We start from the raw sequence: 13,301 nt of genomic DNA, 5'->3' as shown, positions 1-13,301 counted from the left end.
CGTCCCCCCGGATGCTCAGGAGGATCTAACGACGACGGTGCGAACCAAACGTCAAAGGAACGTCAAACCGCTTCTCAGAAACGGCGCTGGAAGGCGCTGGGTCACGACGGGCCCGGCGGCCCCGCCTCGCGCAGCAGGCCCTCCGACTCGGTGTAGCCCCGCCCCGTGGCGGGACAGCGGAACGAACCGTCGCCCTCGGGGACCAGGGGCACGCCGGCGTGACCCACCCAGCGGCGGAACCGGGCGGGGGCCCCCGCGACGAGCGCGAAGTCCGGGACGTCGTCGACGACGACCGCGCCCGCCGCGACCAGCGCCCACCGGCCGACCGTGACCGGGGCGACGCAGACGGCACGCGCACCAATGCTGGCGCCCTCCCGCAGCCGGACGCCGACGGCGGTCCAGTCGTCGGCGTCCTTGAGACGACCGTCCGGGGTGACCGCGCGCGGGTAGGCGTCGTTGGTGAGGACGACGGCCGGCCCGACGAAGACGCCGTCCTCGAGCACGGCGGGCTCGTAGACGAGCGCGTGGTTCTGGATCTTGCAGCGGTCACCGACCACGGCACCGGGACCGACGTAGACGCCGCGCCCGACCACGCAGTCGCGGCCGACCCGGGCCCCGGACCGCACCTGGGCCAGGTGCCAGACCCGGGTGCCCCGCCCGACCACCGCCCCGTCCTCCACCTCGGCCGACGTCTCCACGCGCGCCCCGTCCTCGACGGCCATCGGTGGTGGCGCGATGGCGGGGAGGACAGCGGGCGGCTCGGCAGGCATGCGGCCATCTCACGGCACGCGGGGGCGGGCGGCCGAGCCGGTCGGGGGCACTCCCCAAATTCGGCGACCGAGGTCGTGCCCGGGCCGTCGCGCCTGGCAACGAGGGGAGGCTGCGGGCCTCGGGACACGAGGGACGGCCGAGGACACCGCCGAGCACACCGAGGGGCACACGCGACATGGACATCCACCGCGCCGGCACGGCGCGCGGGGCGGCAGGGGACCAGCACCCGAGGGTCGGCGTGGTCGTCCCGGCCCACGACGAGGGCCGGGGGATCGCCAGCACGCTCGGCGCGCTGCGCACCGGCGTCCCGCCCGACCTGCTCGACGTCGTCGTGGTCTGCAACGGCTGCACCGACGACACGGCCGCGCAGGCGGCGCTGGCCTACCCGGAGGCGCGGGTGATCGAGCTCGCGACGCCGTCGAAGGCGGCCGCGGTGCGGGCCGGCAACGCCGCGTGCCGCGTCTTCCCGCGGGTCCACCTCGACGCCGACGTCCGGCTCACCGGCGCCGACCTGCTGCTGCTCGTGGCGCCCCTGCTGGACGGCGGCGCGATGGCCACGGCGCCGCGCCGGGTGCTCCGGCACGACGGCACGCCCCGGCTGGTGCGGTGGTACTACGACGTCTGGGAGCAGCTGCCACAGGTCCGCAGCGGGCTGTTCGGCCGCGGGGCGTTCGCGCTGAGCGCGGCCGGCCAGGCGCGGGTCGACGCCCTGCCGGAGCTGATGAGCGACGACCTCGTCGTCTCCGACGCGTTCACCGACGACGAGCGCCGCGTCATCGAGGACTCCGTCGTCGAGGTCCGGACCCCGGGCTCGCTGGCCGACCTGCTGCGCCGGCGCAGCCGCGTCGCCACCGGCGTCACCCAGGCCAGCGCCGCTGGCGCGCGACGGGCCGACTCCGCCACGACGCCGATGTCGCTGCTGGTGCTCGCCGCCCGCCGCCCCCGGCTCGCCCCGCGGCTCCCGGTCTTCCTCGGAGTCACGCTCCTGGCCCGCCGATCGAGTCGCCGCGCAGTCCGTGCCGGCGACTACACCACATGGTTGAGAGACGAGAGCTCCCGTGCCTGAACACCCGATCCGCCCGACGACCCGGCTCCTGGTCGGCCTGACCGCGGCAGCCCTCCTCGCGGTCGGCCTCGCACCCGTGGTGGCCCCGGCGGCCTCCGCCCTCACCGGGCCCTGCGGCCCCGGTGGCAACCCGGTCGCCTGCGAGAACACCAAGCCGGGCACCCCGGCGAGCACCTGGGACGTCGAGGGCGCCGGTGACGCCTCGATCCAGGGCTTTGCCACCGAGATCAGCGTCGACCTCGGCGACCGGGTCGACTTCAAGATCGACACCGACGCCACGGCCTACGGCATCACGATCTACCGCACCGGCTACTACGACGGCGCCGGCGCCCGCGAGGTCGCGAGGATCACCCCGTCCGCAACGCTCCCGCAGGTGCAGCCTGCCTGCATCACCGACCTCGACACCGAGCTCTACGACTGCGGAAACTGGGGTGTCTCGGCGTCGTGGACCGTCCCGACCACGGCCGTCTCCGGCGTCTACGTCGCCCGGCTCGAGCGGCCCGACAACCGCGACGCCAGCCACATCACCTTCATCGTCCGCGACGACGCGAGCGACGCCGCCGTCGTCTTCCAGACCTCCGACCCCACGTGGCAGGCCTACAACACCTACGGCGGCTCGAACTTCTACCGCGGCGCCGCCAACGGACGCGCCTACAAGATCAGCTACAACCGCCCGGTGCTGACCCGCGACGGTCCCGGCGGCCGCGACTTCTACTTCGCCAACGAGTACCCGATGGTCCGGTTCCTCGAGAAGAACGGCTACGACGTCAGCTACATCGCCGGGGTAGACACCGACCGGTCCGGCGCGCGCCTGCTGAACCACGACGTGTTCCTGTCCGTCGGCCACGACGAGTACTGGAGCAAGGCGCAGCGCGCCAACGTCGAGACGGCGCGCGACGCCGGCGTACACCTGCAGTTCCTCAGCGGCAACGAGGTCTACTGGAAGACGCGCTACGAGCCGTCGGCCGACGCGAGCCACACGCCGTACCGGACGCTGGTGTCCTACAAGGAGACCTGGGACCGCTCCAAGAGCGACCCGTCGCCGGAGTGGACGGGCACCTGGCGCGACCCGCGCTACGCGCCGCCGAGCGCGGGCGCAGGCGTGCCGGAGAACGCGCTGACCGGCACCGCGTACATGGTCAACTACAGCGACCTGCCGCTCACCGTCTCCGCGGCCGAGGGCCGGAACCGGCTCTGGCGCGGCACCTCGGTCGCCACCCAGACCAGCGGCAGCGTCGCCCTCGCGCCGCACACCGTCGGCTACGAGTCCGACGAGGACGTCGACAACGGGTTCCGTCCGCCGGGGTTGGTGCGCCTGTCCACGACGAACGGGCCGGTGACCGAGTACCTCCAGGACTTCGGCAACACCGTCGCGGCCGGCACGACGACCCACCACCTCACGCTCTACCGCGCGCCGAGCCGGGCGCTGGTCTTCGGCGCCGGCACGGTGCAGTGGACCTGGGGCCTGGACGGGCAGCACGACTCCCCGTTCGCGCCCGAGCCGGCCGACCCGCGGATGCAGCAGGCGCAGGTGAACCTGTTCGCCGACATGGGCGTGCAGCCCGCCACCCTCGGCTCGCCGCTGGTCGCCGCGGTGGAGTCGGACGACGCGACGGGGCCCACGGTCGTCATCTCCTCGCCCGCCGAGGGCGCGGCCCGGGCCAACGGGGTCCAGGTGACCGTGACCGGCACCGCGTCCGACACCGGCGGCGGCCGGGTCGCCGGCGTGGAGTACTCCGCCGACGGCGGCGCGTCGTGGCACCCGGCGTCGGGGACGACGTCCTGGTCGGCGACCTACCGGCAGCACGGCCAGGGATCCACACCGGTGCAGGTCCGCGCCGTCGACGACAGCGCCAACATCGGCGCCGCCGCCGTCCGCTCGCTCACGGTGAGCTGCCCGTGCTCGCTGCTCGGCGACGCCGTGCCCCGGACGCCGGCCGCCACCGACACCGATCCGCTCGAGCTCGGCATCCGGTTCCGGCCGACGATGGACGGCTTCGTGCCCGGCGTCCGCTTCTACAAGGGCGCCGGCAACGGCGGCACCCACGTCGGCTCGCTGTGGACGGCGTCCGGCACCCGGCTCGCGACCGCGACCTTCACCGACGAGACGGCGTCCGGGTGGCAGCAGGTGTCCTTCTCGAGCTCGGTGCCGGTGGCCGCGGGGCAGACCTACGTGGCGTCCTACACCGCGCCCCAGGGCCGGTTCGCCGTGGAGGGCGGGGCCTTCTGGTCGGCCGGCATCGAGGCGCCACCGCTGCGGGTCGAGGGTGGCTTCGGGACCCCGCCGGCCGGCGTCTTCGCCGACGCGGGCAAGTTCCCCGACAACAGCTTCCAGCGCACGTCGTACGGCGTCGACGTGCTGTTCACGACGACCGACACCTCCCCGCTGGTGCTGACCGACCGCACGCCGCTCGTCGACTCGACGTCGATGCCGACCGGCACCACGATCTCCGCGCGGCTGTCGCGGGCCCCGGCGAGCGGGCCGACGGTCGTGCTGCGCGACGCCGGCGGCAGCACGGTCGCCGGCACCACCTCGTACGCTGCCGCGACCCGGACGGTCACCTTCACCCCGGCGGCGCCGCTGGCGTCGTCGACGCGCCACACGGCGACGATCACGGCCACCGACGCGCTCGGCAACCCCGTCCGGAGCGGCGGCACCTGGTCGTTCACGACCGCGCGGCCACCCTCGACCCCGGGGGGTCTGCCCGTGCAGCCTCTTCGAGGACAGCACCCAGCCGACCTCGCTCGAGGACCGCGACGCCGTCGCGGTCACCCTCGGCGTGCGCTTCGTGCCGACCGTCGCCGGGACCGTCACCGCGCTGCGGTTCTACAAGGGACCGAACAACACCGGCACCCACACCGGCGTGCTCTGGTCGACGTCGGGCACCCGGCTCGCGCAGGGCACCTTCACCGACGAGTCGGCGGCCGGCTGGCAGACCCTGACCCTCGCCCAGCCGGTGGCGGTCAGCGCCGGCACCGAGTACGTCGCGTCTTACCGCACCACGGCCGGGAGGTACTCGGCGACGCCGGGCCAGTTCTCGTCGGAGTACAACCGCCCGCCGCTGCGGGTGCCGCGCAACGGCGGCGCCTACTCCTACGCCGACGCCTACCCGGGCAACACCTCCGGGGCCAGCTACCTGGTCGACGTCGTCCTCGAGCGCGGCCCCGCGGAGATCTCGGTGGCCGCCCGGGAGCCGGCGCCCGGCGCCGCCGCCGTGCCCCGCTGGTCACCGGTGCGGATCCGGCTCTCCGCGCCCCTGGTGGGCGGCTGGGACCTGGCGGTCACCCGGCAGTCCGACGGCAGTGCGCTCCCCGGCTCGTCGGTGCTCGACGCCGCGGGCACGTCGGTCACGTTCACGCCGTCCTCCGCGCTGCCCGCCGACGTCGACGTCCGCGCCCGGCTGACGGGCGCGGTGTCGACCGACGGGGCGGTGCTGCCGGCCCAGACGTGGACCTTCCGCACCCGCGCCGCCGACCCGGTCACGGCGCAGACGCTCTTCAGCGACCACGTGCCGCGCAACCTCGCGACGACCGACGCGGCGGCGGTCGAGGTCGGGACGGCGTTCCGGGTGACCAAGCCCGGCAGCGTCACCGCGATCCGGTTCCACAAGGGCCCGGGCAACACCGGCACCCACACGGGCTCGCTCTGGACGTCGACCGGTACCCGGCTGGCCAGCGTCATCTTCACCGACGAGTCGGCCACCGGGTGGCAGGGCGCCGCCCTGTCCACGCCGGTCCCGCTGACGCCGGGCGAGCTGTACGTGGTGTCGTACCTCGCGCCGAACGGGCGCTACTCCTCGACGCCCGGCTTCTTCTCCGGCCCCTTCACCAGTGGTGACCTGACCGCACCGGCCCAGCAGAACGGTCGCTTCCGCTACGGTGCCGGCGGCGGCTTCCCGACCAACGACCACGGCGCGACCAACTACTTCGTCGACGTGGTCTTCGCCCCGACACCGGTCTCGGTCTCGGTCACCGGCCGCACTCCGTCGCCGGGTGCGACCGGGGTGTCGCGGGGGGCCCGGCCGACGATCACCCTGTCGGCGCCGGTCGCCGACGGCTACGCGATGAGCATCCTCCAGGGCAGCACCGGCCTGCCGGCGACCCTCACCCGCTCGGCCGACGGGCGCACCCTGACCCTCGCGCCGTCGTCGCTGCTGCCGGGGGACACCGACCTGACGGTCTCGGTGACCGGGGTGGTGTCCGCCGAGGGCGCCGTCCTGCCCGAGCAGACCTGGACCTTCCGGACCGAGGCGGCGACCCCGGACGGCGCGTCACTGTTCGCGGGCCTGGTACCGCCGGTGCCGGCGGCGTCCGACAGCGGCTCGGTCGAGCTCGGCACCGTCTTCACCCCGGCCGTCGACGGAGCGGTGACGCAGGTGCGCTTCTACAAGGGGACGGGCAACGGTGGCACCCACGTCGGCTCGCTCTGGACGGCGTCGGGGACCCGCCTGGCCTCGGTCACCTTCACCGGCGAGAGTGCCACCGGGTGGCAGACCGCGACCTTCACCACGCCGGTGCCCGTCGGGGCCGGCCAGACCTACGTCGTGTCGTACCTGGCGCCACAGGGTCGCTACCCGGTGGGCGCGGGGTTCTTCGCGACCGCGTGGACCGCGGGCCAGCTCAGCGCCCCGGCCGGCCAGAACGGGCGATACCTGTACGGCGCCGCCGGCGGGTTCCCGACCGGCTCCCACAACTCGTCGAGCTACTACGTCGACGTCACCTTCCGGGCGGCCACGTCATCAACGTCGGGTATCGCGGCGCCGACCTCCCGCGCGTCCGCGGCGGGTCGAGTCGAATACGTGCAGGGACCCGACGCCGGGTCCGACAGGGGGACACGAGATGACGACGAGCGCGCCACCACCAGGCTTGCAGGCTCCGGCGCGACGGCTGCGGGCAGCAGTGGTCGGAGCCGGGTACTGGGGGCCGAACCTGGCCCGCAACTTCCGGTCCAGCGGCGCGTGGGAGCTGGCCGCCGTCTGCGACCTGGACCTCGCCCGCGCCGTGGCCCTCGCTGAGGGGGGCGCCCTCGCGACCGACGACCTCGCGGACGTCCTGGACCGCGCGGACGTCGACGTCGTCGCCATCGCCACCCCGGCCCACACCCACCAGGTGATCGCCGAGGCCGCGCTGCGTGCCGGCAAGCACGTCCTGGTCGAGAAGCCGCTGGCCCACACCCGCGCCGCGGGGGAGTCGATGGTGCGGCTGGCGGCCGAGCACGACCTGGTCCTGATGGCCGACCACACCTACTGCTACACCCCAGCCGTCCTGGCCATCCGCGACATGGTGGCCGCCGGTGACCTCGGCGAGATCCTCTTCGTCGACTCCGTGCGCATCAACCTGGGGCTGGTGCAGCCCGACGTCGACGTCTTCTGGGACCTCGCCCCGCACGACCTGTCGATCCTCGACTTCGTGCTCCCGGGCGGGCTGCGCCCGGAGTCGGTCTCGGCCCACGGTGCCGACCCGCTCGGTGCCGGGCGCTCCTGCGTCGGCTACCTCGCGCTGCCGCTGCCCGGGGGTGCGATGGCGCACGTGCACGTCAACTGGCTCAGCCCGACCAAGATCCGCCGGATGGTCGTCGGCGGCACCCGTCGCACGCTCGTCTGGGACGACCTCAACCCGCAGCAGCGGCTCAGCGTCTACGACCGGGGGGTCGACCTGACCCAGCAGTCGGTGGACGCGGTCGACCGCACCACGAGCCAGATCTCCTACCGGCTCGGCGACACCTGGGCGCCGGCGCTGCCGGAGCACGAGCCGCTGCGCGCGATGATCACCGAGCTCGCCGACAGCATCCACGCGCGACGCGACCCCCGCACCGGCGGCGCCGCCGGGCTGCGGGTGCTCGGCGTCCTCGAGGCGGCCAGCGCCAGCCTCGCGGTCGGCGGAGCACCCGTGCCGGTCGGCGAGCGCACCCTGGAGTCGGTGTGAACCGGCCCGCCGGCGGTCCGCTGGACGGCGCCGACGTCCTGGTCACCGGCGGTGCCGGCACGATCGGGTCCACCCTGGTCGACCAGCTGCTCGCGGCCGGGGTCCGGCACGTCGACGTCCTCGACAGCCTGGTGCGCGGACGCCGTGCCAACCTCGCCGAGGCGCAGGCCTCGGGACGCACCACCCTGGTTGAGGGCGACATCTGCGACCGCGACCTGGTGCACGACCTCTCCCGCGGCAAGGACCTGGTCTTCCACCAGGCCGCGCTGCGGATCACCCAGTGCGCCGAGGAGCCGCGGCTCGCGCTCGAGGTGCTCGTCGACGGCACCTTCAACGTCGTCGAGGCCGCCGCCGAGGCCGGGGTGCAGCGGCTGGTCGCGGCCTCGTCGGCGTCGGTCTACGGGATGGCCGAGCAGTTCCCGACCGGCGAGCGGCACCACCACCACAACGCCGACACCTTCTACGGCGCGGCGAAGTCCTTCAACGAGGGGATGCTGCGCGCCTTCGGCTCCACCCACGGGCTGCGCCACGTGGCCCTGCGCTACTTCAACGTCTACGGACCGCGGATGGACGTGCACGGGCTCTACACCGAGGTCCTGGTGCGCTGGATGGAGCGGATCGCCGACGGCGTGCCGCCGCTCGTCTTCGGCGACGGCACCCAGACCATGGACCTGGTCTGCGTGCGCGACATCGCCCGCGCGAACGTGCTGGCCGCGACCGCCGGCGGCGCCGTCGACGGCGCCGTCTACAACGTCGCCAGCGGCGCGGAGACCAGCCTGGCCGGGCTCGCCCACACCCTGCTGCGGGTGATGGACTCCGACCTCGCGCTCGAGCACGGTCCGGAGCGCGCCGTCAACGGCGTCGTCCGGCGCCTCGCCGACACCACCGCCGCCGCCCGCGACCTCGGCTTCACCGCCGAGGTCGACCTCGAGACCGGGCTGCGGGAGCTGGTGGCCTGGTGGGCCCCGCTGCGCGAGGAGATCGCCGCGGCCCGGCCGGTGGCCGTCTCGTGAGCGCTCCGGCGCTGCACGTGATGCGGCCCTGGCTCGGCGCGGCCGAGGCAGAGGCCGTCGCGGAGGTCCTCGCCTCCGGCTGGGTGGCGCAGGGGCCACGCGTGGCCGAGTTCGAGCAGCGCTTCGCGGTGGCCCAGCAGGCCGGGCACGCCGTCGCGACCTCGAGCTGCACCAGCGCGCTGCACCTGGCCCTGGTGGTCGCCGGGGTCCAGCCCGGCGACGACGTCCTGGTGCCGTCGTTCTCCTTCGTCGCGACGGCCAACGCACCGACCTACGTCGGGGCCCGGCCGGTCTTCGTCGACGTCGACCCGGTGACCGGCAACCTGACCGCCGAGGGCGTGCGGGCCGCGCTGACCCCGCGCACCACCGCGGTCATCGCGGTGGACCAGGGCGGGGTGCCGGTCGACCTCGCCGCGATCCGGGCGGTGTGCGACGACGTCGCCGGCCGGCACGTCGTCGTGGTCGAGGACGCCGCCTGCGGCGCCGGCTCGACGCTGCGCGGCCGGCCGGTCGGGGCGGACGCCGAGGTCGCCGCCTGGTCGTTCCACCCGCGCAAGCTGCTGACCACCGGCGAGGGCGGCATGCTCACCACCGCGCACGCCGACTGGGCCCAGCGCGCCCGGCGCCTGCGCGAGCACGGCATGAGCGTCTCGGCCGCCGAGCGGCACGCGAGCGTCCTGACGCCGCCCGAGACCTACGGCGAGGTCGGCTTCAACTACCGGATGACCGACCTCCAGGCCGCGGTCGGCCTCGTCCAGCTGGCCAAGCTGCCGGCGATGGTCGCGCGCCGTCGCGAGCTCGCTGCTGCCTACACGGCTGCCATCGCCGGGACGCGAGGGCTGCGCGCCGTCGCCGACCCGCCCTGGGGCACCTCGAACTTCCAGTCGTTCTGGGTCGAGGTCCTCGACACCCACGACACCGACCGCGACGGGCTCCTCGTGCGGCTCGCGGACGCCGGCGTCTCGGCCCGCCGCGGCATCATGGCCGCGCACCGCCAGCCGGCCCACGCGGACGCCGCGGTCACCCCCGGCGGTCTGCCGGTGACCGAGCGGCTGACCGACCGGACGCTGGTGCTGCCGCTCTTCCACGAGATGACCGACGACGAGCAGGCCCGGGTGGTCGACGTGCTCGTGGCCCACGACCACACCCGGCCGAAGGTGGACGCGACGAGATGAGAGAGCTGCTGCTCGTGGGGGCGAGCGGCCTCGCACGTGAGGCCCTGGCGGTCGTCCGGCGACTCGACCGGCACGACGAGGTCTCGGTGCTGGACGACGACCCCCGCACGTGGGGGAGGAGGGTCTGCGCCGGCGACGACGCCGTCGTCGCGGGCGGGATCGACGAGGTCGTCGACCGCCCCGACGCCGACCTGGTGATCTGCATCGGCAGCGGCGCCGGCCGGCACCGGGTCGCCGACCGGCTCGCCGCCCTCGGCGTCGCCGACCACCGCTACGCCACCATTGTCCACCCGTCCGCCGACGTCCCGCCCGGGTGCACGGTCGGACCCGGCAGCATCCTGCTCGCTCAGGTGGTGCTCACCGCCAACGTCCTCGTCCGGCGCCACGCCGTGCTGATGCCACACGTCACCCTCACCCACGACGACCAGGTGGGCGACCACGCGACCCTGTGCGCCGGGGTCGCCCTCGGCGGGTCCGTGGTCGTCGGCGACGGCGCCTACCTGGGCATGCGGGCCGCGGTCCGTGAGCGCGTCTCCATCGGCGCCGGCGCGACGGTCGGCATGGGTGCCGTCGTCCTCGGCGACGTCCCGTCCGGCGAGGTCTGGGCCGGCGTCCCGGCCCGCCGCCTCGCGGTCCCCACCCTCACAGGAGCACACCGATGAGCCAGCACACCACCCCGATCCCGCTGGTCGACCTGGTCAGCCAGCAGGCCGAGGTCGCGGACGAGGTGCGCGCCGGGCTCGACGACGTCCTCGCCGCGTGCGCCTTCGTCGGCGGCCCGGTCGTCGACGCCTTCGAGCGCGAGTACGCCGCGCACGTCGGCGCCCGGCACTGCGTCGGCGTCGCCAACGGCACCGACGCCCTCGAGCTGGCGCTGCGCGCGGTCGGGGTCGGGCGCGACGACGAGGTCGTGCTGCCCGCCAACACCTTCGTCGCCACGGCCGAGGCCGTCTCCCGGCTGGGCGCAGTGCCGGTGCCGGTCGACGTCGACGACGAGCACCTGCTGATCGACGCGGCCGCCGTCCGGCGGGCGGTGACGTCGCGGACCCGCGCCCTGGTGCCGGTGCACCTGTTCGGTCAGTGCGCGCCGGTCGAGGCGCTCCTCGACATCGGGCGCGACCTCGGCGTGCCTGTCGTGGAGGACGCCGCACAGGCCCAGGGCGCGCGCCGGCACGGCCGTCCCGCCGGCTCGCTCGGCGCCGCCGCGGCGACGAGCTTCTACCCCGGCAAGAACCTCGGCGCCGCCGGCGACGCCGGCGCCGTCACCACCGACGACCCCGAGGTCGCCCGCCTGGTGCGGATGGTCGCGGCCCACGGGTCGGAGCAGAAGTACGTCCACGCCGAGATCGGGGTCAACTCGCGGCTCGACGCGGTCCAGGCCGTCGTCCTGCGGGCCAAGCTGGCGCGCCTCGAGGCGTGGAACGCCCGCCGCCGGCGGGCCGCGCGCCGCTACGACGCCCTCCTCGAGGGCGTCCCCGGCGTCCGGCGTCCCTCTGAGGCGGCGGGCAACCAGCACGTCTGGCACCTCTACGTCGTGCGCGTCGCCGACCGTGACCGGGTGCTCGCGCGGCTGCACGAGGCCGGGATCGGTGCCGGGATCCACTACCCGACCCCCGTGCACCGGACCGAGGCCTACGCCGGGCTGGGGCTGGGCGCCGGCAGCTTCCCGGTGGCCGAGCGCGCCGCCGGCGAGATCCTGTCGCTGCCGATGTACCCGCACCTCACCGCCGAGGCCCAGGAGCGGGTGGTCTCGGTGCTGACCGCCGCCGTCACAGCACCCGTCACAGCACCCGTCGCAGCACCCGTCGCAGCACCCGTCGGGGCCCGCCGGTGACCTCGCCCTCGACCGGGCCCGAGACGGGCGGCCCCCCGCAACCGGAGCCGGCGGCGGCCGCCGGCCGGGCGCTCGCGTGGAGCCTGACCAACACCGTCGTCGCCCGGGTCGGGACGATGGCGATCGGGGTGGTCCTGGCGCGGATCCTCGGACCCGCCGAGTTCGGCACCTACGCGGTGGCGTTCGTGGCGCTGGTTGCGCTGCTGAGCTTCAACGAGCTCGGCGTCAGCCTCGCCATCGTCCGCTGGCCCGACGACCCGGTGGCCATCGCGCCGACGGTCACGGCCGTGTCGGTCCTCACCAGCCTCGCCCTCACCGGCGCCGCCTGGGGGGCGGCACCGTGGTTCGCGGCGGCCATGGGCGACCCCGGCGCCACCGGCGTCGTGCGGCTGCTCAGCCTGTGCGTGCTGGTCAATGGGGTGGTCGCGACACCGGCCGCGCTGCTGCAGCGCGCCTTCCGGCAGGACCAGCGGATGGTCGCCGACCAGGTCAACGTGTGGGTCGGCGCCGGCGTCTCGGTCGCCCTCGCGCTCGCCGGGTGCGGTGCCTGGTCGCTGGCCTACGGGCGGCTGGCCGGGTCGCTGCTGTCCGCGGTGCTGCTGGTGCGCTACGCGCCGCTCCCGCTCCGGCTGGGGCTCGACCGCGCCCACCTGCCCGGGCTGCTGGCCTTCGGGTTGCCGCTGGCCGGGGCGAGCGTCGTCATCTTCGTGGTCGGCTTCGTCGACCAGCTCCTCGTCGGGATGGTGCTCGGTCCAGTGCTGCTCGGCTACTACGTGCTGGCCGTCAACCTCTCCGGCTGGCCGGTCTCGATGTTCTCCCAGCCTCTGCGCAGCGTCGCGCCCGCCCTGTTCTCCCGGCTGCGGCACGACCCCGACCGGATGAGGGGTGACCTCCAGCGGCTGCTCCGGCCGCTCGCGGTGGTCTCGGTGCCGCTGTGCGGGCTGCTGGCCGTGACCGCCGAGCCTGTCGTCAGGTTCGTGTACGGCGCGCAGTGGGCGCCGGCTGCCGAGGCCCTGCGGTGGCTCGCGGTCCTTGCCGCCGTCAGGATCCTCACCGAGCTCGCCTACGACTACCTCGTCGTGCTCGGTCGCTCGCGCGCCCTCCTGGCGATGCAGTGCGCCTGGATCGCCGCGCTGGTGCCGGCGGTCTGGGTCGGCGTTCGGCTCGACGGGATCGGTGGTGCGGCACTCGCGCTCGCCGCGGTCGGCGTCCTGGTCGGGCTGCCGCTCCATGTGCGCGAGCTGCACCGGGCCGGCGTCGCGGTGACCAGCCTGGGCCGCGCGGTGCGTCCGGCGCTGCTGCTGGCCGCAGGGGTGGCCGCCGCCGGCGCCCTGGTCGTCGGGATCGGGGCCGGCGACCTCGTCACCCTCGCCGGGTGCGGCACCGGAGCGGTCGTGGCCGTCGGCGCCGTCCTGTGGCGCCACCGCGGCGACCTGGACGTCGTCCGTGGGCCCCGCACCCCCCGCGGGCACCGGGCCGCGCGGTCCCACCGGCTGACAACCGTCGGACGTGGTTGA

The 13,301-nt window shown here is 75.0% G+C and carries 9 protein-coding genes and 1 pseudogene; 9 read left to right on the top strand and 1 reads right to left on the bottom strand.

Features of this window, described 5'->3' with window-relative positions; all coding sequences use genetic code 11:
* Nucleotides 1-101: 101 nt before the first annotated feature.
* Complete coding sequence (locus FE634_RS10715) at nt 102-722, bottom strand: acyltransferase (RefSeq protein ID WP_148240987.1); 621 nt, start codon at nt 720-722, stop codon at nt 102-104.
* A gap of 224 nt (nt 723-946) precedes the next feature.
* Here FE634_RS10715 and FE634_RS10710 point away from each other — a divergent pair, with 224 nt between their 5' ends.
* The 9 genes and pseudogenes from FE634_RS10710 to FE634_RS10675 all read left to right on the top strand — a co-directional run bounded on the left by FE634_RS10710 (nt 947) and on the right by FE634_RS10675 (nt 13,301).
* Nucleotides 947-1,837, top strand: a complete 891-nt coding sequence (locus FE634_RS10710) for a glycosyltransferase (protein ID WP_148240579.1) — start codon at nt 947-949, stop codon at nt 1,835-1,837.
* Nucleotides 1,830-4,451: pseudogene (locus FE634_RS21780) on the top strand (N,N-dimethylformamidase beta subunit family domain-containing protein); the annotation flags it as partial. The gene FE634_RS10710 and the pseudogene FE634_RS21780, both read left to right, overlap by 8 nt.
* Nucleotides 4,452-4,617: 166 nt before the next feature.
* Nucleotides 4,618-6,852, top strand: a complete 2,235-nt coding sequence (locus FE634_RS21605) for a DUF4082 domain-containing protein (RefSeq protein WP_316043811.1) — start codon at nt 4,618-4,620, stop codon at nt 6,850-6,852.
* Nucleotides 6,737-7,762 (top strand): Gfo/Idh/MocA family protein, encoded by a 1,026-nt coding sequence (locus tag FE634_RS10700; RefSeq protein WP_262347383.1) that lies wholly within the window; start codon nt 6,737-6,739, stop codon nt 7,760-7,762. Before FE634_RS21605 ends, FE634_RS10700 begins: the two co-directional genes overlap by 116 nt.
* Nucleotides 7,759-8,775 (top strand): NAD-dependent epimerase/dehydratase family protein, encoded by a 1,017-nt coding sequence (locus FE634_RS10695; RefSeq protein WP_262347382.1) that lies wholly within the window; start codon nt 7,759-7,761, stop codon nt 8,773-8,775. The genes FE634_RS10700 and FE634_RS10695 overlap by 4 nt, the downstream gene beginning before the upstream one ends.
* Complete coding sequence (locus tag FE634_RS10690) at nt 8,772-9,950, top strand: DegT/DnrJ/EryC1/StrS family aminotransferase (RefSeq protein ID WP_262347381.1); 1,179 nt, start codon at nt 8,772-8,774, stop codon at nt 9,948-9,950. Before FE634_RS10695 ends, FE634_RS10690 begins: the two co-directional genes overlap by 4 nt.
* Nucleotides 9,947-10,612, top strand: a complete 666-nt coding sequence (locus tag FE634_RS10685) for an acetyltransferase (protein ID WP_148240578.1) — start codon at nt 9,947-9,949, stop codon at nt 10,610-10,612. The genes FE634_RS10690 and FE634_RS10685 overlap by 4 nt, the downstream gene beginning before the upstream one ends.
* Entirely contained in the window at nt 10,609-11,784 is a 1,176-nt protein-coding gene (locus FE634_RS10680; protein ID WP_148240577.1) for a DegT/DnrJ/EryC1/StrS family aminotransferase, read from the top strand. Before FE634_RS10685 ends, FE634_RS10680 begins: the two co-directional genes overlap by 4 nt.
* A complete protein-coding gene (locus FE634_RS10675) occupies nt 11,781-13,301 on the top strand; it encodes a lipopolysaccharide biosynthesis protein (protein ID WP_222847567.1) in 1,521 nt (506 codons plus the stop codon). Before FE634_RS10680 ends, FE634_RS10675 begins: the two co-directional genes overlap by 4 nt.

The organism is Nocardioides sp. S-1144 (assembly GCF_005954645.2).
GTDB lineage: Bacteria > Actinomycetota > Actinomycetes > Propionibacteriales > Nocardioidaceae > Nocardioides > Nocardioides dongxiaopingii.
The sequence above is the reverse complement of the archived record's forward strand: the minus strand, read 5'-3'. Positions and strand labels throughout refer to the sequence as shown.

What these genes read in the sequence shown, in the direction of transcription:
- FE634_RS10680 (WP_148240577.1), top strand. Translation starts at nt 10,609, where the DNA reads ATGAGCCAGCACACCACCCCGATCCCGCTGGTCGACCTGGTCAGCCAG.
- FE634_RS10685 (WP_148240578.1), top strand. Translation starts at nt 9,947, where the DNA reads ATGAGAGAGCTGCTGCTCGTGGGGGCGAGCGGCCTCGCACGTGAGGCC.
- FE634_RS10715 (WP_148240987.1), bottom strand. Translation starts at nt 722, where the DNA reads ATGGCCGTCGAGGACGGGGCGCGCGTGGAGACGTCGGCCGAGGTGGAG.
- FE634_RS10710 (WP_148240579.1), top strand. Translation starts at nt 947, where the DNA reads ATGGACATCCACCGCGCCGGCACGGCGCGCGGGGCGGCAGGGGACCAG.